This window comes from Geomonas anaerohicana, from assembly GCF_016458305.1.
Taxonomy (GTDB): Bacteria; Desulfobacterota; Desulfuromonadia; order Geobacterales; family Geobacteraceae; genus Geomonas; species Geomonas anaerohicana.
On sequence record NZ_JAEMHL010000007.1, the window covers coordinates 97582 to 116306 of the forward strand.

18 protein-coding genes and 2 tRNA genes are annotated in these 18725 nt (G+C 62.9%); 14 read left to right on the forward strand and 6 right to left on the reverse strand.

What is annotated here, in order from left to right; all coding sequences use genetic code 11:
* Window positions 1-80 precede the first annotated feature (80 nt).
* Window positions 81-2489, forward strand: a complete 2409-nt coding sequence (locus tag JFN91_RS13980; RefSeq protein ID WP_199389803.1) for a PAS domain-containing sensor histidine kinase — start codon at window positions 81-83, stop codon at window positions 2487-2489.
* A gap of 83 nt (window positions 2490-2572) precedes the next feature.
* Window positions 2573-3058 (forward strand): WbuC family cupin fold metalloprotein, encoded by a 486-nt coding sequence (locus JFN91_RS13985; RefSeq protein ID WP_199389804.1) that lies wholly within the window; start codon window positions 2573-2575, stop codon window positions 3056-3058.
* Between the two features lies 1 nt (window position 3059).
* Here JFN91_RS13985 and JFN91_RS13990 read toward each other — a convergent pair whose 3' ends face one another.
* The 6 genes from JFN91_RS13990 to JFN91_RS14015 are packed head-to-tail and all read right to left on the reverse strand — an operon-like array spanning window position 3060 to window position 9763.
* Window positions 3060-3968 (reverse strand): polysaccharide deacetylase family protein, encoded by a 909-nt coding sequence (locus tag JFN91_RS13990; protein WP_199389805.1) that lies wholly within the window; start codon window positions 3966-3968, stop codon window positions 3060-3062.
* A gap of 18 nt (window positions 3969-3986) precedes the next feature.
* On the reverse strand, window positions 3987-4898 hold the full coding sequence (locus JFN91_RS13995) for a formyltransferase (RefSeq protein ID WP_199389806.1): 912 nt from the start codon (window positions 4896-4898) through the stop codon (window positions 3987-3989).
* The gene (locus JFN91_RS14000; RefSeq protein ID WP_199389807.1) at window positions 4888-5826 is read right to left on the reverse strand and encodes a glycosyltransferase; all 939 of its coding nucleotides are present in this window, start codon (window positions 5824-5826) and stop codon (window positions 4888-4890) included. Before JFN91_RS14000 ends, JFN91_RS13995 begins: the two co-directional genes overlap by 11 nt.
* Complete coding sequence (locus JFN91_RS14005) at window positions 5823-6986, reverse strand: DegT/DnrJ/EryC1/StrS family aminotransferase (RefSeq protein ID WP_199389808.1); 1164 nt, start codon at window positions 6984-6986, stop codon at window positions 5823-5825. Before JFN91_RS14005 ends, JFN91_RS14000 begins: the two co-directional genes overlap by 4 nt.
* A 14-nt stretch (window positions 6987-7000) precedes the next feature.
* On the reverse strand, window positions 7001-8041 hold the full coding sequence (locus JFN91_RS14010) for a bifunctional UDP-4-keto-pentose/UDP-xylose synthase (RefSeq protein ID WP_199389809.1): 1041 nt from the start codon (window positions 8039-8041) through the stop codon (window positions 7001-7003).
* Window positions 8042-8101: 60 nt separating this feature from the next.
* Window positions 8102-9763, reverse strand: a complete 1662-nt coding sequence (locus JFN91_RS14015) for a phospholipid carrier-dependent glycosyltransferase (protein ID WP_199389810.1) — start codon at window positions 9761-9763, stop codon at window positions 8102-8104.
* Window positions 9764-10170: 407 nt separating this feature from the next.
* Between JFN91_RS14015 and JFN91_RS14020 the strand changes: the two genes are divergently transcribed.
* The 12 genes from JFN91_RS14020 to JFN91_RS14075 all read left to right on the forward strand — a co-directional run bounded on the left by JFN91_RS14020 (window position 10171) and on the right by JFN91_RS14075 (window position 18597).
* Window positions 10171-10245 (forward strand) — tRNA-Val (locus tag JFN91_RS14020).
* Between the two features lie 327 nt (window positions 10246-10572).
* Window positions 10573-11103 carry a cob(I)yrinic acid a,c-diamide adenosyltransferase gene (gene cobO / locus JFN91_RS14025; RefSeq protein ID WP_199389811.1) on the forward strand — a complete coding sequence of 177 codons (531 nt, stop codon included), beginning with the start codon at window positions 10573-10575 and terminating at the stop codon, window positions 11101-11103.
* Between the two features lie 34 nt (window positions 11104-11137).
* On the forward strand, window positions 11138-11542 hold the full coding sequence (locus tag JFN91_RS14030) for a cobalamin B12-binding domain-containing protein (protein ID WP_199389812.1): 405 nt from the start codon (window positions 11138-11140) through the stop codon (window positions 11540-11542).
* Window positions 11543-11725: 183 nt separating this feature from the next.
* Window positions 11726-12670: a methylmalonyl Co-A mutase-associated GTPase MeaB gene (gene meaB, locus JFN91_RS14035; RefSeq protein ID WP_199389813.1), complete on the forward strand. Its 945-nt coding sequence runs from the start codon at window positions 11726-11728 to the stop codon at window positions 12668-12670.
* Between the two features lie 80 nt (window positions 12671-12750).
* The gene (locus JFN91_RS14040; protein WP_199389814.1) at window positions 12751-13587 is read left to right on the forward strand and encodes a L,D-transpeptidase; all 837 of its coding nucleotides are present in this window, start codon (window positions 12751-12753) and stop codon (window positions 13585-13587) included.
* 72 nt (window positions 13588-13659) lie between these two features.
* A complete protein-coding gene (locus JFN91_RS14045) occupies window positions 13660-14298 on the forward strand; it encodes a DedA family protein (RefSeq protein ID WP_199389815.1) in 639 nt (212 codons plus the stop codon).
* A gap of 287 nt (window positions 14299-14585) precedes the next feature.
* On the forward strand, window positions 14586-15332 hold the full coding sequence (locus JFN91_RS14050; RefSeq protein WP_199389816.1) for an RNA methyltransferase: 747 nt from the start codon (window positions 14586-14588) through the stop codon (window positions 15330-15332).
* Window positions 15333-15438: 106 nt separating this feature from the next.
* A complete protein-coding gene (surE, locus tag JFN91_RS14055) occupies window positions 15439-16185 on the forward strand; it encodes a 5'/3'-nucleotidase SurE (protein ID WP_199389817.1) in 747 nt (248 codons plus the stop codon).
* A 59-nt stretch (window positions 16186-16244) separates the two neighbouring features.
* Complete coding sequence (locus JFN91_RS14060) at window positions 16245-16889, forward strand: protein-L-isoaspartate(D-aspartate) O-methyltransferase (RefSeq protein WP_199389818.1); 645 nt, start codon at window positions 16245-16247, stop codon at window positions 16887-16889.
* Between the two features lie 48 nt (window positions 16890-16937).
* Window positions 16938-17936, forward strand: coding sequence for a sigma-70 family RNA polymerase sigma factor (locus tag JFN91_RS14065; protein WP_199389819.1), 999 nt, complete (start codon window positions 16938-16940; stop codon window positions 17934-17936).
* A 17-nt stretch (window positions 17937-17953) separates the two neighbouring features.
* Window positions 17954-18469 (forward strand): adenine phosphoribosyltransferase, encoded by a 516-nt coding sequence (locus JFN91_RS14070; RefSeq protein ID WP_199389820.1) that lies wholly within the window; start codon window positions 17954-17956, stop codon window positions 18467-18469.
* A gap of 51 nt (window positions 18470-18520) precedes the next feature.
* A tRNA-Arg gene (locus JFN91_RS14075) sits at window positions 18521-18597 on the forward strand.
* Window positions 18598-18725 lie beyond the last annotated feature (128 nt).

The window sequence follows — 18725 nt, forward strand, 5'->3', positions numbered from 1 at the left end:
GACAGGTTGCCGGCGCTCGAAGTCAGGTGGTACCTGTGCCAAGGCGCCTGCGCCCCGGCCGGTGGTAATGGTGGTTGATTATGCATAGGTTTGGTAACATCACTGCGCCGCTGCTCACGTGCTTCGTGACGCTGATCGCCACCCTTTACTGGGCGGATCCCCAGGTCGTGTTGGAGCCGACGGCGCTCCTGCCGGCTCTCAACACGGTTTTTCTCGCCTGCACCCCTTTCGTCATCGTTGTCATCTCCACCAGGCTGTTCCTGGCTGTCGGCCGCCTCCCCCTGCTCATGCTCGGTTGCGGCATGCTGGCGCTGGGGGGAGCAGGGGCGGTCTCGGGATGGTTCATAGGCCGGCCCGGCGGCCCCAACATCACCGTTACCATCTACAACAGCGGCGCCCTGTTGACCGGGCTGCTGCTTCTGGCCAGTGCCGTCATCCCGCTGCTCCGGGCGAAGGAGTCCGCTCCGCGGCTCCGGTTGCCATTGGTGCTGGCCTTCTACCTGGGTGTCGCGGCCATCTCGGGGAGCATCGTCGCCGCCGCGGCCACCGGCCTTGCGCCCGCTTTCATCGTCCAGGGAGCCGGTCCCACCCCGACCGGGAGGGGGGTTCTGGCGGCTGCCATTGCCTTTTACGCGGTGACCGCCGCTTTGTCCTTGAGGCAGTACGTAAAGATTCGGGTGGAACTGCTGCGCTGGTATGCCACCGGTCTCGCGCTTTTCGCCACCGGGCTGGCCGGCGTGCTGCTGCAGAAGTCGGTGGGGAGCCCGATCGGGTGGGCCGGGAGGACGGCCCAGTACACCGGCGGCATCTGCATCCTGGTGGGGGTGCTGACCTTCTGGAAGACCATCCTCAGCACCGGGCGCCCCCTCGCCGAGGCCTACGACGAGGTTTCCCGCCGGCGCATCAGCGAACTGGAGCAGATGAACGCCCAACTGAAGGACATGATGCAGGAGCAGAGCATCATTCTGGAGAACGTTCCCATCGCCATATTCAAAATCGCGGGCCGCAAACAGATCTGGCTCAACCGCAAGGCGGAGGAGCTCTTTCAGTACTCGAAGCAGGAGATGGAACTCCAGACCACCCGCAGGCTGTATCCCAGCGATGAAGCGTACGATCTTTTGGGAAGACAGGCATACCCTGTTCTGGTCCAGGGGCTGTCGTTTGAAACGGAACAGGAACTGATACGCAAGGACGGTGGCCGGCTTCGGGTCAGGTACATCGGCAAGGCCATCGATCCGCCGGATCTCTCCAAGGGGATCCTGTGGCTTTTGGAGGACGTGACCGAGCGCAGGGCGCTGGAGTTGAAACTGGCCGAGAGCGAGGCCAAGTTCCGCAACCTGGTGATGAACGCACCCTTCCTGGTCACCAACGTCGACCGGGCCGGCACCATCGAATTTATCAACCGCTGCTCGGAAGGTTTCGAACCCCACAGCGTGACCGGCACCAGTTCCTACGACTACCTGGTAGGTGACAGCAAGGAGATCTACCGGGCCGCGTTGGAGCGGACCTTCCAAGAGCAGACTCCGCAGAGAATCATCGTGTCGGGCCTCGGTGACAACGGCGGCACCCGCTGGTTCGAGACCGTGCTGGGGCCGCTGGTGGCCGATGGAAGGATGGATTCCGCAATCCAGGTCACCATCGATATTACCGAACGCAAGCTCGCCGAAATCGCCCTGCAGGACGCCAGGGACGAGTTGGAACGTCAGGTTGCGGCGCGGACGGAGTCGCTCACTGCGGCCAACGCCAGGCTGCGCGCCGAGGTCGAGGAGCGCATGCGGGCCGAGGATCAGATCCTCGAGCACCAGAAGAAAATGGAAGCCCTGACCCAGGAACTTTCCCTCACCGAGGAGCGCGAACGGGAGCGTATCGCCGGAGAGTTGCACGACCAGGTCGGACAGCACCTCATCCTGGTGAAGCTCAAGCTGCAGTGGCTGGCCAACGAGCTGTCCTCTGAGAAGGATGTCGTGATAGCAGAGGAAATCGACAAGCTCCTTTCCCAGTCCATCCAGGACATCCGGTCCCTGACCTTTCAGCTGCGCCCCCCCATCCTCGCCAACGCGGGGCTCGCAGCGGCCATCAAGTGGCTGGCGGAAGAGCTCAGGGAAAATTACGGCCTCAACTTCGAACTGCTGGACGACAACACCCCCCTGCCCCTCAGGTATGAAGTCCGCTCCTCCGTATTCCAGGCGGTGCGCGAAATCCTTTTGAACGTGGTCAAGCATTCGCACTGCACTCTGGCCCGTATCAGGCTGGGGAGCGACGCCGGCCGCGTTCAGATCGAAATCTCCGACAACGGCACCGGTTTCGACCCGGCCGAGGTGGCGCAGAAAAAGAGCCGCACCGGGGGATTCGGCCTCTTCAACGTGCGCAGGAAGATCGAGTACCTGGGGGGCGAACTCCTGATCGAAACGGAGCTGGGGGTGGGGACGCTGGTGGTGGTGGCGGTGCCGGCCGAAGTCGCCGGCCCGGGAGAGACACCTAAACAGTAAGAGCCGGAGCAGTGAGCCTGCCGGCGGCAAGGCAGGTGCAGCAATCGCAGCGCCTCATTCACGTGTCACGGGAGCAAGATCATATGAAAACAATCGATCACGACGATCTCGACAGCCTGAGCGCCGAGGCGCGCCAGTCGCCGCGCCAAAGGATGAACCGCAACCTGCACGGCGAGCTGGCCGACCCGGTCCAGCGCCTGGCCATCGCCATGGAGCCCGGTACCTACATACGTCCCCATCACCATCGGCAGACCTGGGAGATCCTGACCCCGCTGCGGGGGCGCTTCGTGGTGTTGAGCTTCGACGACAGCGGCGTGGTGGTCGGGCGTGCCGTGCTGGGGGAGGATACCTGCGTGGTAGAAATTCCCGTGGGGGGGTGGCACGCGGTGCTTTCCCTCGACGAGGGGGGTGTCATCTTCGAGGTCAAGTGCGGACCCTACGCCCCCTTCAAGGAGGAAGACTTCGCCTCCTGGTCCCCGGCCGCCGAGGACCAGGCGCACGGCGAGCTGATGCGCTGGTTCGCGCATGCCCGGGTGGGGGAGCGCTGGTCCGGCTGCGGGGAAGCGTAAGTCAGAGCGCCGGCCCCTGCAGGGCGACCGGCATGGCCCGGCCGGCCGTGTATCCCATGGTCACGGTGCAATCCGGGGCGGCGGTACCGTACTCGGCGGCCGCCTCCATGAGGGTCATGAAGCGCACGCCGCGCCCGGTCAGCCGGGTGAGCAGGTCCTTGAAGGGGGCGGCGAGGGCTTTCCCCTCGAGTTCCGCGTGGATGGTGTGCACGTTCAACCCGGAGCGCAGCCGCCTCAGGTAGATGTCGTTCACCGTGTCGGCGCTGACCCCGTTCTCCCCGATCAGCTCGTCCATGGTGGGCCAGGTGGAGGGGACCTGCAGGGTCCGGAAGCGCTTGCCGTTCAAAACGGGGTAGAAGGGGAACTCTCCCCTGGTGTCGCTGCAGTAGGCAAGCCCCAGCGCGTCCTGGGCCTCGAACGACGCGGCACTGACGGTCCAGCCGGGGGCGGCGGTGGTGGCCGCGGCACGGCCGAAGATCTCCTCGAAGCTGGCGCGGGCGCGCCCCAACTCGGTCTCGACCTCTGCGCGGGAGAGCCGGTGCAGGTGGTCGTGCCACTCCACGTGGTCCCAGCAGTGGATCCCGATTTCGTGGCCGGCATCCTGCACGCTCCTGATCACCGCCTGCAGCTCCCTGCCGATCACCGGCGCCGGGAGCAGGGTGCCGTAGAGCATGGTCTTCAGGCCGTACATGGCCGGCGCCTTGGTGCGCAGCATCTTGGCCAGGAACCCCTTGTGCAGCAGGCGGCGCACCGCCTTGCCGGAGTTGTCGGGGCCCAGGGAGAAATAGAAGGTGGCGCGGACCCCGAAAGCTTCCAATAGCCGCAGCAGGTTGGGGATGCCGTCACGGGTGCCGCAGTAGGTATCGACATCCACCTTGAGCGCTACGGTCTGTGGTTCATAGTGATGCATGCAGTCTCCGCTCCCGCTTCAGGTGAAAAGCGCGCCGTCGCACGGCGTCGCCTGCACGAAGTCTGCGGCGCACAGCTCCGCCGCCCCTTCCAACTGCAGGCGCCTAAGTTCCAAAAGGCCGCTGCCGGTCCCTACCAGGAGCGGCTGCGCGGAGAGCACCCGCCCCGGCTCCCCCGTCCCCTCGACGGGAAAGGCCTGCCAGACCAGGAGCTTCTTGCCGGCCAGGGTGGTGAAGGCGCCGGGGTAGGGGTGGGTGACGCCGCGCACCAGGTTGTAGATCTCCAGCGCGCTGAGGCTCCAGTCGATGCGTCCGTCCTCCGGCTTGCGGCCGCCGCAGTAGTTGCCTGCCTTGAGATCCATCGGTATCCGTGCCGCGGTCCCCGCTACCAGTTGCGGCCAGGAGCGGCGCAGCACCGTCACCGCGGCCTCGGTCACCTTGTTGAAGACGTCGAAGGCGGTGTCCTCGAAGGCAATCTCCACCTGTTGCTGGTCCACGATCTCGCCGGCGTCCGGCTTCTCCACCATGTAGTGCAGCGTGGCTCCCGTGGCACGCTCCCCCTTGATCACCGCCCAGTTGACCGGCACCCGCCCGCGGTAGCGCGGCAGGTAGGAGCCGTGCATGTTGAGGGCGCCGCGCCCGGCCAGGGCCAGTACCTCGGGGGAGATCATGTTGCGGTAGTAAAAGGAGAGCAGGAAGTCCGGGGCAAGTTCCGCGATCATGGCGCGGTTCTCCGGGGCGTTGATGCTGCTGGTCAGGCACGGGATGCCGTGGCGTGCCGCCAGGGCGCGCACCGACTGGAACCAGATCTCCTCGCCGGGGGAGTCCTCGTGACTGAAGACCAGGCGGACGTCGGCCCCCTGCCGCAGCAACTCCTCCAGGCAACGGTAGCCCACGTTGTGGTAGGCGCAGACGACCACCTTATCCCTCATCGCTTCCTCCATAGACCCTGCGTACCACGTAGCGCGGCCTGCGCCGCACCTCCTGGTAGATCCTCCCCACGTACTCCCCGACGATCCCGATCCCGAAGATGGTGATGCCGATGAAGAAGAACAGGATGGCGAACAGGGTGAAGACCCCCTCCACCTCGGCGCCGACCACGAAACGCCTGATCAGCAGGAAGAGGGCGAAGGCGAGGGCGCCCAGCGCGGTGACGATGCCGGTCAGGGCGAAGAGCTGCAACGGCACCACGGAGAACCCGGTCATCAGGTCGAAGTTGAGGCGGATCAGCTTGTAGAAGGAGTACTTGCTTTCCCCCTCGCTGCGCTCCGCGTGCGCCACCTCAATCTCGCTGGGGCTCGAGGCGAAGGTCTGCGCCAGCGCGGGAATGAAGGTGCTCGCCTCCCCGCAGCGGTTGATGTTGTTCACCACGTTTCGGTGGTAGGCCCTCAGCATGCAGCCGTAGTCGGTCATCTTCATGCCGGTCATCTTGCGGGTGGTGATGTTCACCAGGCGCGAGGCGCTCTTGCGGAAGACCGAGTCCTGGCGATTCTGCCGGATGGTCCCCACCACGTCGTGGCCGTTTTCCATCTCCGCCACCAGCTTGGGGATCTCCTCGGGCGGGTTCTGCAGGTCCGCGTCTAGGGTGACCACGATCTCGCCCCGGCTGATCTCGAAGGCGGCCATGATGGCCATGTGCTGGCCGAAGTTGCCGTTGAACTCGATCACCCGCACCTCGGGGTAGTGGTGCGCCAGGCGTTTCAGGATCTCCAGTGAGCGGTCGCGGCTGCCGTCGTCGGTGAAGATGATCTCGAAGGGGCGGCCCATGCCGGCCAGGACCGGGTAGAGGCGCTGCATCAGGTTGTCCAGGTTCCCTTCCTCGTTGTAGACGGGAACCACGATGGAGAGGTAGGGGGTCATGTGCGGTTCCTTGCTATCACGGTTTTCACCGCCTCGACGACGTCGCGGGCGTCATCCTCGGTCATCTTCGGGAATAAGGGCAGCGACAGGATGCGGTCCGAGGCATAGTCGGCGTTGGGGAGTGCGTGCTCCGGTTGCGGCAGGTTGGCCCGGTACCAGGCGTGGCGGTGCACCGCCTTGTAGTGCAGCCCGCTGCCGATGTTGAGCTCCTTGAGCTTGGCCATGAACCCGTCGCGATCGATGGCGAGGCGTTCGATCTTCACCAGCGGCGTGTAGAGGTGCCAGGCGTGGCGCTGCGGGTAGGGGGCGTACGCGGGGAGGCACAGTTCCGCGACGTCGGCCAGTTGCTCGTTGTAGAAGTGGGCGATCTCGGTGCGCCGGTCGATGAAGCCGTCCAGTTTGGGGAGCTGGTGGATGCCGATGGCGGCCTGGATGTCCATCATGTTGTACTTGAAGCCTGGGAGCACGATGTCGTAGTTGGGCGTGCCGCTGGCGGCGAAGCGTTTCCAGGCCTCGCGGCTCATGCCGTGGAACTTCAACAGCGACACCTCCTCGGCCAGCGCCTCGTCCGGGGTGCAGACCATGCCCCCTTCGCCCGTGGTGATGTTCTTGTTGGGGTGAAAGGAGAAGATGGAGACGCTGTCGAGGGAGCCGATCCTGCGCCCCTTGTACTCGGTCCCGGCGGCGTGGGCCGCGTCCTCGATCACGGTGAGGCCGAACTCGCGCGCCAGCGCGAAGATCGGGTCCATGTCGCAGGGCTGGCCGGCGAAGTGCACCGGTATGATGGCCCGGGTGCGGGAGGTGATCTTCTCGCGCACCCGGGATACGTCCAGGTTCAGCGTCCCCGGCTCGATGTCGACCAGGACCGGCTTCAGTCCGCACAGGACGCAGATGCTCACCGTTGAGGCGAAGGTCATCGGCGTGGTGATCACCTCGTCCCCCTCCTGGAACTTCAGGGCCAGCAGGGTCAGGTGCAGCCCGGCGGTAGCCGAGGAGAGGGGCACCGCGAAGGGGGCCCCCACGTAGGCACGGAACTCCTCTTCGAAGCGTTTCACCTTGGGGCCGGTGGTGATCCAGCCCGATTTCAAAGAGTCGACCACCTCGTTGATTTCGGCGTCCTCGATGGTCGGTGTGGAAAAGGGTAGAAACTCGCTGCGCACGTGGCCTCCGGAGATTACAAAAGGTGCTGGATGGTTTCCCGCTGCTCGATGAGGTAGAAGTCGAGGGTCTGCTTCAGGGCGTCGTCCACGGACGTGGTCGGCTGCCACCCCAGGTGTTTTTTCGCGTTTTGTACCGAGGGGACCCGGTTCAGCATGTCCTGGTAGCCCTTGCCGTAGTACTCGCCCGAGGTGACCTCGACGATGCGGCAGTTTTCTGCCTTCTCCCGGTAATCAGGATACTGTTTTACCAGTTCGAGCAGCTTGTGCGCCAGTTCTTTCACGGAGAGGTCGTTGCCGGGGTTGCCGATGTTGAAGATGCGGGCGTCGGCGCAGCCGTCGCGGTTCTCGATGATGCGCATCAGGCAGTCGATGCCGTCCTCGAGGAAGGTGAAGGAGCGGCGCTGCTCGCCGCCGTCCACGAGCTGGATCGGCTCTCCGGCCAGGATGTTGTAGAGGAACTGGGTCAGCACCCGGGAGCTCCCCTCCTTGGCGGTGCTGATGGAGTCCAGCTTGGGACCGATCCAGTTGAAGGGGCGGAACAGGGTGTAGCGCAGCCCCTCGTGGGCGCCGTAGGCGTAGATGACCCGGTCCAGCATCTGCTTGGCGCAGGAGTAGATCCAGCGCTCCTTGTTGATCGGGCCGAGCATGAGCGGCGAGCTCTCTTCGTCGAACTCGCGGTCGGGGCTCATGCCGTAGACCTCGGAGGTGGAGGGGAAGATGACGCGCTTGTTGTACTTTGCGCAAAGACGGATCACCTTGAGGTTTTCCTCGAAGTCGAGTTCGAAGACGCGCAGCGGATCCTTGACGTAGGTGATGGGGGTGGCTATGGCCACCAGCGGCAGCACCACGTCGCACTTCTTGATGTTGTATTCGATCCACTCCTTGTTGATGGTGATGTCACCTTCGAGGAAGTGGAAACGCGGGTCACCCATGGACCTCTCCAGCTTGTCGCAGGCCATGTCGAGGCCGTAGACCTCCCAGTCGGTGGTGGTCAGGATGCGGTGGGTAAGGGCGTTGCCGATGAAACCGTTGACGCCCAGGATCAGTACTTTCATGTCTCTCTCCTTTGCTGCTGGTTGCCTCCGGCGGGCCAAGGCGGGCCGGAGGCTAATTGCTTATCTGTTGGTTACGAGGTAGTGCTTCGAACTCTGCCACAGTATGCGCGGCTTGACGGCGGAGCCGGCCGAGAGCTCGCCCAGGTAGTCGCGCAGTATCATGGCGTACACGGGTTTGGGGCCGTTCCAGAGGGCACGGAACCCGTCGCGGTTCAAAAACCAGGCGGACTGGTCACCGATCTTGCTGCCGAACTCGATCTCTCCGGGGCCGTCGAAGATGACGCAGCGGCGCTCCGCGTAGTAGCTCAGCCCCTGGCGCAACCCCTGGCTCACCAGCACCGCATCCGGAGCGGCGAGCTTTTTGACGATCTGTCCCGGCTCGCGGTAGGATTTGCGCTCCACGAAGAGCGGGAAGACGATGTGGGGCGCGGTCAGAAAGAGGAGGATGGAACCGGCAAGAAGGCCCACGAAGAGTTGCCGCGGGTCCTCGCGCTTCGCCGCCGCCAGCACGACGGCTCCCTGCAGGATGACGATGGAACCGATGACCAGCCCGCCGATGGGCCCTACCAGCGCCCGGTGCGCCACCAGCGGGTAGAGCAGGGCCGCGCACCCCAGCAGGACCAGGAGCCCGCCGGAGGCAAGCGCGGGGCGGCGCAGGGGGCGGAAGTCGCCGTTGAAGGCGCGGTCGAAGAGTCCGGCGATCAGGATGGCCAGCGCCGGGTACACCGGCAGGATGTACGCCGGCAGCTTCGAGTTGGACTTCGAGAAAAACGCGAAGATGATGATGGCCCAAAGGGCGAGATACAGGCGCGCTTCCCCCCCGGTAGCCGCCCGGTTGCGCCAGAAGTTGCGCAGCGCCGTCGGGATGAAGAAGGACCACGGGATCATGAAGCCGAACAGGATGGGGATGAAGTACCAAACCGGCTGGTAGCGGCGGTGCACCTTGGTCAGGAAGCGCTCGAAGTGCTCGTGGATGAAGAAGAACTGGAAGAACTCAGGATTGCGCTGGCACACCAGCACGAACCAGGGTGCCGCAACCGCCAGGAACAGCAAGAACCCCGTTACCAGGCGCATTTCCTTGAGGATGCGCCAGCGGCGGGTCAAAACGATGTGCCAGAAAACGACCGCACCCGGGAGCACGATGCCGATCAGCCCCTTGGCCAGTACCGCCAGCGCGGCGAAGAGGTAGAAGAGGTAGTAATAGCCCGGCCTGGGGTGATCGGCGTCGCGGGCGGCCAGGATGTAACTGCCCAGGGCGACGGTCATGGTGAAGGTAAGCGGTATGTCGGTGATGTTGATGCGCGCCTGGATCAGGAACCCGGTGCAGCCGCCCAGGACGAGTGCGGCGAGGAGGCCGGTGCGGCGGCCGAAGAGCTCCCGCCCGAGGTGGTAGCTGAACAGCACGGTGCCGAGCCCGCTCAGGGCGCAGAAGAGCCGGGCCGAGAACTCGCTGATGCCGAACAGGGAGAACGAGAAGGCGTTCAGCCAGTACAAAAGCACCGGTTTCTCGAAGTACTTTACATAATTGAGCAGCGGGGTGATCAGGTCGCCGCGTTCCAGCATCTCCCTGGGGATCTCGGCGTAGCGCGTTTCGTCGGGATCGATGAGGGGGAAGTGCCCCAGGAGTTGAAGAAAGAGCAGGCCGAACAGTAGGGTGAGCAGCAAAAGGTCCCGTCGCCGTGATTGGTGCGGCCGGGTAAGGTAGTTCAGCTGAAGTGGCATGCGGGTGGCTCCCCCCGTGACTGTTTTGGTCACGCGACGGTGGGTGTAGTCAGCAAACGGTTGGCAATGTTACGGTATAGCGCATTACCTGTGTATGACATGTAAATGACAATAATGTCATAAAACGGCGATAATAGTCTGGTCGGTGCGTAACTCCGGGGGGTTGTGGAGTTGTTAGTGTCTTGTAATGCTGAGCCGGGAAAGCTGCCAGTGTTTGTATGGGCGTGGGGTGCGCTGCGTGGGACGTTCCTCGCGGGATTCACTTAGTAATATTTCGCCTCATGCTCCGACAATAACAGTTGGCGGTACTTTATACACTTACGACAAACCGCGCCCTAAGACAGTCGTGCCCCCGACAAACAGGCCTTGACATCGAAAAAGGCATCTGCTACATAGACAGGACACATGGGCGATTAGCTCAGCGGGAGAGCACTGCCTTCACACGGCAGGGGTCACTGGTTCGAACCCAGTATCGCCCACCATGCAAACAGCAAAGGCCAAGTCACACGACTTGGCCTTTTTTTTTATCCACATCCTGTCTCTCGCGATTTCTGTTGATTATCCATAACGCGCCTCGTCCGGGTCGTGCCACGTCCTCCTTTGCGAAGGGGAGACAGAGGGTATTTGCCTGGCCAAGTCTGAACGCCAGCTCATAACCACAAGACGCTAACGTTGTTCTAGATATTGCCTCTTTGGCCTTGACACTTTCCTTGGGCAATTGCTATAGTGCTGCGTCGCCGCGGAGCTCACGTTAGCGTCAGCGCAAGCCGCAGGTAGCGGCCGCGGCCAACACACCACCGGGGGATATCTTGAAACTGGAACGCGGTCTTATTCAGGTGTATACCGGCAACGGCAAGGGAAAGACCACGGCTTCGCTGGGGCTCGCCCTGCGCGCCACCGGCCGCGAACTGAAGGTTTGCATGATCCAGTTCATGAAGGGTGGCGGACCCTACGGCGAGCAGATGGCCGCCGAGAAGCTGGCTCCCTTTCTCACCATCATCCAGACCGGGCGCCCGGGATGGGTCAACAAGGACAACCCCGCCCAGGCCGACAAGGACCTCGCCGCCGAGGCGCTGGCCCTGGCCGCCGAGAAGCTCACCAGCGGCGACTACGACCTGGTCATCCTCGACGAAGTGAACGGCGCCGTTTCCATGGGGCTTCTCCCTGTCGAGCGTCTGCTGGAGCTGATGGCCTCCAAGCCGGACCAGGTGGAGCTGGTGTTGACCGGCCGCAACGCCCACGAAAAGGTCATCGAGGCGGCGGACCTGGTCACCGAGATGCGTGAGATCAAGCACTATTACAAAGCCGGCGTCGATGCGCGCGTCGGCATCGAGAAATAACTACCATTGAATTTATTGATATCGGAGGTTTGCCATGGCTGAAAGAAGAATTCGCGTGCTGGTGGGAAAGCCTGGTCTTGACGGCCACGACAGGGGTGCCAAGATCATCGCCCGCGCCTTTCGCGATGCCGGTTTCGAGGTAATCTACACCGGACTGCACCAGACCCCGGAGCAGATCGTCTCCGCCGCCATCCAGGAGGACGTCGATCTGGTTGCCCTTTCCATCCTCTCCGGCGCCCACAACACCCTGCTTCCCGCGGTTAAGGAGATCATGACCGAGAAGGGTGCTGCCGACATCGTGCTCATGGCCGGCGGCGTCATCCCCGAGGACGACATCCCGGGTCTCAAGGCGGCCGGCATCGCCGAAGTCTTCACCCCCGGCACCTCCACCGAAACCATCGTCGGCTGGGTCCGCGACAACATCACGCCCCACGCTTAAACTAAAACGGACGTTCAACGTTCTACGTTCAACGTTAACTGCAAAACTTTGACGCAATCCATGCGCCGCGTGTTGCCTAGAGCAGACGCGGCGCACGCCGTAGAAGTCACCAACATGCCGCACGGTGGCGACGCGCTCACTCGAACGTTGAACGTTGAACCTTGAACCGCTTCTGGAGTTCTTATGACCCTGGCCGAACGCGTGCTCGACGGCGACATACGCGCCGCCGCGCGCCTGATGCGCGACATCGATGACCGCTTCAAGAGCGCCATCGAGGAACTGAAAACCCTCTACCCCCACACCGGCAACGCCTACATCATCGGCATCACCGGCCCCCCGGGGGCGGGTAAATCGACCCTGGTGGACCAGATCGTCTCCGCTTACCGGAAGAAGGATCTCCTGGTGGGCGTGGTGGCCATCGACCCCACCAGCCCCTTCTCGGGCGGCGCCATCCTCGGCGACCGCATCAGGATGAACCGCCACGCCGACGATGCCGGCGTCTTCATCCGCAGCCTCGCCACGCGCGGGGCGCTGGGGGGGCTTTCGCGCTCCACCACCGACGTGGTCAACGTCATGGACGCCATGGGGATGGACGTCATCGTCATCGAGACGGTCGGGGTAGGGCAGGACGAGGTGGACATCGTCAGCACCGCCCACACCACGGTGGTGGTCATGGTCCCGGGGCTGGGCGACGACATCCAGGCCATCAAGGCCGGCATCCTCGAGATCGGCGACGTCTTCGTGGTCAACAAGGCCGACCGCGACGGCGCCGAGCGCACCGCCCGCGAGCTCACCACCATGCTGGAGATGAAGCACCCGGACGCAGACGGGTGGGCGCCGCGCGTGCTGCAGACCGAAGGGGCACGTGGCGTAGGCATCGAGGAGCTGGTGCAGGAATTCGACGCGCACCACATCTACCTGAAGGAGTCGGGTGCCCTGCAGCGCCTTATCGAGGAGAGAAACGCAAAACTCTTCGCCGACACGCTCCGGGAAGAACTCTTCGAGACCGTCTTCGGCGCCATCAAGGGGAACGGCAAGTATGACGAGATCGTGGCCGGTATGCGCGACAAGAGCATGGACCCCTACAGCGCGGTCCAGGAAGTCATGGCGGGACGTGCTTTTTCTTGACCGAGCGTGGCAAAGGTGCTAATTAAGAACGAAATGGGGCGTAGGCCCCATTAGTCGTTTCTCGGTTGGGAGCAGGCAAGATGTTACGTAAGATTTTGGCTTTTGTTGTCCTGGCAGTCCTCTTTTCCATCGTGGTTTACAACCCCTCCGCCACTTCCGAGCCTGGCGCCAACCCGCAGGATCCGGCCAAGGAAGACCTCTCCCGGGTAGAGTACCCGAGCCTCGCCAAGGTCCCCTGGCGCGCCCACTTCATAGAGCCGCAGGAAACGCTGGAATCGCTCTTCGGCCCCGACTGGGTCACCGTGGCCCGCTTCAACCGTATCGACCGGCGCCACGTCTATCCCGGCATGACCATCAAAGTCCCCGTCGACATCGTCGCCGCCCGCAGCTACACCCCAATGCCCCAGGAGTATCCGGCGGCCAAGGGGTACGGCAAGTACATCCTCATCGACATGACCGAGCAGTGGATGGGCGCCTACGAGAACGGCAAGCTCAAGTTCTCCGCTCCCGCCGCGACCGGCGCCCCCGGGCACGAGACCCCCGTCGGCGTCTTCCGCATCGACGCCCGGCACCGCAACCACACCTCGTCGCTCTACAAGACCGAGGACGAGAGCGGCCAGTACCCGATGGACAACGCCATGCGCTTCCACATCGGTCCCGACAACGTCTCCTACTGGATCCACGCCCGCGACCTGCCCGGCAAGCCCGCCTCGCACGGCTGCGTCGGCCTCTACGATGAAGGGATGCAGAACCGGGTCTACGGCATACCGGACAAGCCGCAGCTGATCGACTCGCAGAAGTTCTACGCCTGGGCCGTGGGGGAGAACGAGTACGACGGAGACACCGGCGACCTTGAGGAGTTGGAGGACGCACCCGCCGTCGAGGTCAGGGGGACCAACCCCGTTTACCGCAAATAATAAAGCGCTATACTCTCCAGTTGTGCCCGCCACTGAATGTAAGGCGATCCCACTGTCACAGCTGGAGCTTTTGTGCAGGAACTGTTCAGAGAATACCTGCAGACGCACGGCTACTGGGTGCTCTTCCTGGGGACCTTCCTGGAAGGGGAGGCCATCCTCATCTTTGCCGGTTTCCTCGCTTTCCAGGGGTACCTTAGCGTCTACCTGGTTATGGTAGCCGCGCTGGTCGGCTCCTTCCTCGGTGACCAGTTCTACTTCCACATCGGCCGTACCAAGGGGCCGCAGCTATTGCGGCTCTTCACCACCTTCGCCAGGAAATTCAGGAAGGCCCTGCGGCTCATCGAGCGCTACGGCACCTTCGTCGCATTCGTATCCCGGTACACCTACGGTTTCCGCATCGTCCTTCCCGTCATCCTCGGCATGACCAGTTTCCCTTCGCGTCGTTTCCTGTATCTGAACTTCCTCTCCGCCCTGGCCTGGTCCGTCGTGTTCTCCCTGGCCGGTTACCTCTTCGGCAAGACTGCCTCCCTCTTCATAGAGGATCTGCAGAGCTACGAGCCCTACCTTATGTTGGTATTAGCCGGGATGCTTGCCTGTCTGTGGTCCAGTCACTTCGCCGTGCAGAGGTGGCGCAAGCGTCACGCGAGGGCCAGGCTCAAGCGCATCAAATCCCGCCCCCGCCGCCCCAAGACCACCTACAACCACCGCTAGGAGAAGGGGACTGGCTCCGCCAGGTGCCTGTCCCCTTTATCTCAGCATGTGGCTGCAAGTCAAAAGCAGTTACGCGAAGACACGAAGTAGTCGCGAAGCACGCAAAGGAAAAGCTTTTTGGGGTTACCACCCAAAAGGCCTTCTTCCCGTTCTTCGCGGATTCCTAGCGTTCTTTGCGTAACTGCTTTTCTGGCTCGTTTCTCCGTTGTCAATTGCCCTGGCTTATGGTCTAATGCCGCCCGCGGCGGGTTTCCGGCCGCACATTCCGCAACGACGAAGGGCATTGCATGGATTTGAAGGAAAGAGTTTCCATCGTACTGGTCGGGACCCAGAGTCCCGGCAACATAGGGATGGTCTGCCGGGCCATGAAGAACATGGGACTGCGCGACCTGCGCCTTGTCAACCCCTGCCAAGTGGACCACCTGGACGCCATCAAGTTCGCCGTCTCCGCGCGCGACCTGTTGGAAAGCGCGCGTATCTTTACCTCCCTGGAGGAGGCCCTCGCCGACAGCGAGTTCTCGGTGGCGACCACCAGGCGCCACGGCAAGTACCGCGCCGAGATCTCCACCCCGCCCGAGATCGTGGAGCGCTTCGCCGCCTGCGCGCCCAATAGCCGCATGGCGCTGGTCTTTGGCCGCGAGGACAGCGGACTCACCACCGACGAGGTGGCCATGTGCCGCTGGCAGTCCACCATCGAAACCGCGGACGAATTCGGCTCGCTGAACCTGTCCCAGGCCGTGCTCATCTTCTGCTACGAATTCCTTAAGGGGGCCGCTCCGGCGCCGGTCAAGGCCGCCCGGGAACTGGCCGGTTCCGCCTCACTGGAACCGATGTACGCCCACATGGAAAAGACCTTCCTGAGGATCGGCTACCTGAACCCGCAGAACCCGGACCACATGATGCGCACCATGCGCCGCATCTTCTCCCGCGCCGAACTGGACGAGCGCGAGGTGGCGTCGCTGCGCGGCCTCTTGTCCCAGATCGATTGGGCCTGCGCCGAATTCAAGGGGAAGAAGGGCGCCGGATTTCCTTGATGGTTAAAATGTGTTAAAGTTTGTTTCCGCTCCGCCGAAGCGATCTGGGTGAGGCGGACGCTGTATCTGGACCTGTTCTGCTGTAACTGACTGCGAGGGACCTACCGTGAAGATTCTCCTTACCAACGACGACGGTGTGCATTCCCCCGGCCTGGCCGCCCTCATAGAGCGGGTGTCCCAGGTGGCGGAGGTGGTCGTGGTGGCGCCGGACCGCGAGCAGAGCGCGGTCTCCCACGCGCTCACGCTGCACCATCCCCTGCGTGCCGCGCGCATCGCCGACAACGTCTACGCGGTGGAGGGGACCCCCACCGACTGCGTCAACCTCGGCATCCACAGCCTTCTTTCCTTCCGCCCCGACCTGGTCATCTCCGGGGTCAACCGCGGCGCCAACCTGGGCGACGACGTCACCTACTCCGGCACGGTGGCGGCCGCCCTGGAGGCGACCCTGATGGGCATCCCCGCCATCGCCGTCTCGCTGGCCACCCGCAGCGCCGGCGAGAACTTCGACTCCGCCGCCGCCTTCGCGGCCCAACTGGCCCTGAGCGTACAGCGTCGCGGGCTGCCGCGCGACACCTATCTCAACGTGAACGTCCCCGACGTCCCGGCAGGTGAGCTCCTCCCGGCCCAGATCACCCGCCAGGGAAAGCGCAGTTACGAGGGGACCATCGTGGACAAGGTCGATCCCCGGGGGCGTAACTACTACTGGATCGGCACCCTGGACCTGAGTTTCCAGGACGTTCCCGGCACCGATTACCATGCCGTTTCGCGCGGCCACGTCTCCATTTCGCCGCTGCACATCGACCTCACCAACCACGCCGCCATCGGCGAGTTGCAGGGGTGGGAACTGCCGTGATGCTGGACTTTTAGCACGTCATTTGTTATATTTCCCCGCTGCCAAAGATCGGGGGGGGAATGAATTCAGCTGTAGCACGCAAGAGGATGGTCGCCGAACTGGTGAAACGCGGTATCACGGACCAGCGGGTGATCAACACCATGCTGGAGTTGCCCAGACACATATTCGTGGAAGAGGCGATGGCCGCCCAGGCCTACAGCGACGGCTCCCTTCCCATCGGAGAGAAGCAGACCATCTCGCAGCCCTACATCGTGGCGCGCATGACCGAACTCCTCGCCCTCACCGGGCGTGAGAAGGTGCTGGAGCTGGGCACCGGCTCCGGATACCAGGCCGCCGTTTTGGCTAGCCTTGCCGACCGCGTCTGCACCGTCGAGAGGATCCGCCCGCTGGCCATGAAGGCGCGCAAGGCGCTGGACAGCCTGAGGCTTTTGAACGTGAACCTGAAGATCGGGGACGGCACCGAGGGGTGGCCCGAGGAGGCGCCTTTCGACGCCATCCTGGTTACCGCCGGGGCTCCCGCCCTGCCGGAGTGCCTGGTCGAACAGCTGGCGCCCGGAGGGAGGCTGGTGATCCCGGTCGGGGACCGCGTGGATCAGAAACTGTTGGTGATACGGAAGGCGGCCGACGGCAGCGTGACCCGCGAGGACGCCGACGACTGCCGCTTTGTGAGACTGATCGGCAAAAACGGCTGGAACGACGAGTAGCAGCACAGGTTGCCCCACATCACTCTGGCTTTGCCAAAGGAGTCTGGCATGGAAAACGACGAGCTTTTGGAGGAGAAGGATCCTCTCTTTCTTGATGGCGAACACGATCATGACCCGGACCCGGATGCCCTCGAACTCGAAGAGGTAGAGGAGGTCGAGGAGGCGGAAGAGGTCGAGGAAGAAGAGATCAAGGCCGCCGTGGTGGAGCACTTCGATGACGCCATCAAGCTCTACCTGCGCGAGATCCAGAAGACCAAGCTTCTGACCGCGGACGAGGAGAAGGAGCTTGCCGCGCGCATCGACCTGGGCGACAAGGCCGCGCGCGACCGGATGATCGTCTCCAACCTGCGCCTGGTGGTGAAGATCGCCAAGCGCTACATAAACCGCGGCCTCCCCTTCCTCGACCTGATCGAAGAGGGGAACATGGGTCTCATCAAGGCGGTGGAGCGCTTCAAGCTCTCCAAGGAATGCCGCTTCTCCACCTACGCCACCTGGTGGATCAGGCAGTCCATCGAGCGCGCCCTGGTGAACCAGTCGCGCACCATCCGCCTGCCGGTGCACGTCTCCGACGACATCAACAAGATGCTCAGGGTGACCCGCGAGCTGGTGCAGAAGATGAACCGCGAGCCGACCGTGAAGGAAGTCGCCGACGCGCTCGAGGTGAACGTCACCTACGTGCGCCGGCTCATGGTGCTCCTGAAGAAGACCTACTCCATCGAGCGCCCCATGGGGGAGAACAACGACTACTTCCTCATCGACACCATCGAGGACACCTCGACCATCTCGCCCGCGGTGCTGCTGGAGGACCTGAACAAGTACGAGCTGGTCTCCAAGTGGTTCGAGACCCTCTCCGACGCGGAGAAAAAGATCCTGACGCTCCGTTTCGGCCTGGACGACAAGGACCCGCAGACCCTGGACACCATCGGGCGCAGCTTCGGCGTCACCCGCGAGCGGATCCGCCAGATCGAGGCGAAGTCGCTGGAGAAACTGAGAAAAATAGTGGAAGCCACCGACATAATGGGGCGCAGTGCAACTACTGGTAATTAAAGGAGCGGCCGTTGGACATGGAAGATCTTAAAAGCATCATCAGGAACATCCCGGACTTCCCCAAGAAGGGGATTCTCTTCAAAGACATCACCACGCTTTTAGGGGACGCCAAGTCGTTTCAGCGCATGGTAGACCTCATGTCCCACCGTTACGTGGGGCAGAAGATCGACAAGGTAGTCGGTGTCGAGGCGCGCGGCTTCATCATCGGCGCCGCCCTCGCGTACAAGCTGGGTGCCGGCATCGTGCTGGTGAGAAAGCCGGGCAAGCTTCCTTCCAAAACCTTCAAGAAGACCTACGATCTCGAGTACGGCACCGACACCCTTGAGATCCACACCGACGCCTTCAACAAGGGTGATCGCGTGCTGATCGCCGACGACCTCCTGGCCACCGGCGGCACCATGGCCGCAGTCGTCGACATGATCACCGCCATGGACGTCGAGTTGGTCGAGTGCTGCTTCATGGCCGAGCTCGAATTCCTGGAAGGCGCCAAGAAGTTGCCTGAGGGCAAGGTCTTCTCGTTGTTGAAGTTTTAATAAAACTTCTTGCCAAACAGGCGGTGGTATTGTATAAAGTCCGTCTGACTTGTCCCCGTAGCTCAGCAGGATAGAGCACTTCCCTCCTAAGGAAGGGGTCGGACGTTCGAATCGTCTCGGGGACGCCAATGAAAATAAAGGGTTACAGCAAACGCTGTAGCCCTTTTTTCTTTTATTTTCTGTTTGGGTAACACATGGGTAACATTGTGGGGGCGGAAGAGTGTACTTGGCTGTAGCTCTATGCAGTTTAATCTTT

Bases quoted from the DNA above. Each gene is read 5' to 3' on its own strand.
- JFN91_RS14040 (WP_199389814.1), top strand. From the start codon at position 12,751: ATGTTACGTAAGATTTTGGCTTTTGTTGTCCTGGCAGTCCTCTTTTCC.
- JFN91_RS13990 (WP_199389805.1), bottom strand. From the start codon at position 3,968: ATGCATCACTATGAACCACAGACCGTAGCGCTCAAGGTGGATGTCGAT.
- meaB (WP_199389813.1), top strand. From the start codon at position 11,726: ATGACCCTGGCCGAACGCGTGCTCGACGGCGACATACGCGCCGCCGCG.
- JFN91_RS14050 (WP_199389816.1), top strand. From the start codon at position 14,586: ATGGATTTGAAGGAAAGAGTTTCCATCGTACTGGTCGGGACCCAGAGT.
- JFN91_RS14030 (WP_199389812.1), top strand. From the start codon at position 11,138: ATGGCTGAAAGAAGAATTCGCGTGCTGGTGGGAAAGCCTGGTCTTGAC.
- JFN91_RS13980 (WP_199389803.1), top strand. From the start codon at position 81: ATGCATAGGTTTGGTAACATCACTGCGCCGCTGCTCACGTGCTTCGTG.
- JFN91_RS14000 (WP_199389807.1), bottom strand. From the start codon at position 5,826: ATGACCCCCTACCTCTCCATCGTGGTTCCCGTCTACAACGAGGAAGGG.
- JFN91_RS13995 (WP_199389806.1), bottom strand. From the start codon at position 4,898: ATGAGGGATAAGGTGGTCGTCTGCGCCTACCACAACGTGGGCTACCGT.
- JFN91_RS14010 (WP_199389809.1), bottom strand. From the start codon at position 8,041: ATGAAAGTACTGATCCTGGGCGTCAACGGTTTCATCGGCAACGCCCTT.
- JFN91_RS14070 (WP_199389820.1), top strand. From the start codon at position 17,954: ATGGAAGATCTTAAAAGCATCATCAGGAACATCCCGGACTTCCCCAAG.
- JFN91_RS14015 (WP_199389810.1), bottom strand. From the start codon at position 9,763: ATGCCACTTCAGCTGAACTACCTTACCCGGCCGCACCAATCACGGCGA.
- JFN91_RS14065 (WP_199389819.1), top strand. From the start codon at position 16,938: ATGGAAAACGACGAGCTTTTGGAGGAGAAGGATCCTCTCTTTCTTGAT.
- JFN91_RS13985 (WP_199389804.1), top strand. From the start codon at position 2,573: ATGAAAACAATCGATCACGACGATCTCGACAGCCTGAGCGCCGAGGCG.
- JFN91_RS14060 (WP_199389818.1), top strand. From the start codon at position 16,245: ATGAATTCAGCTGTAGCACGCAAGAGGATGGTCGCCGAACTGGTGAAA.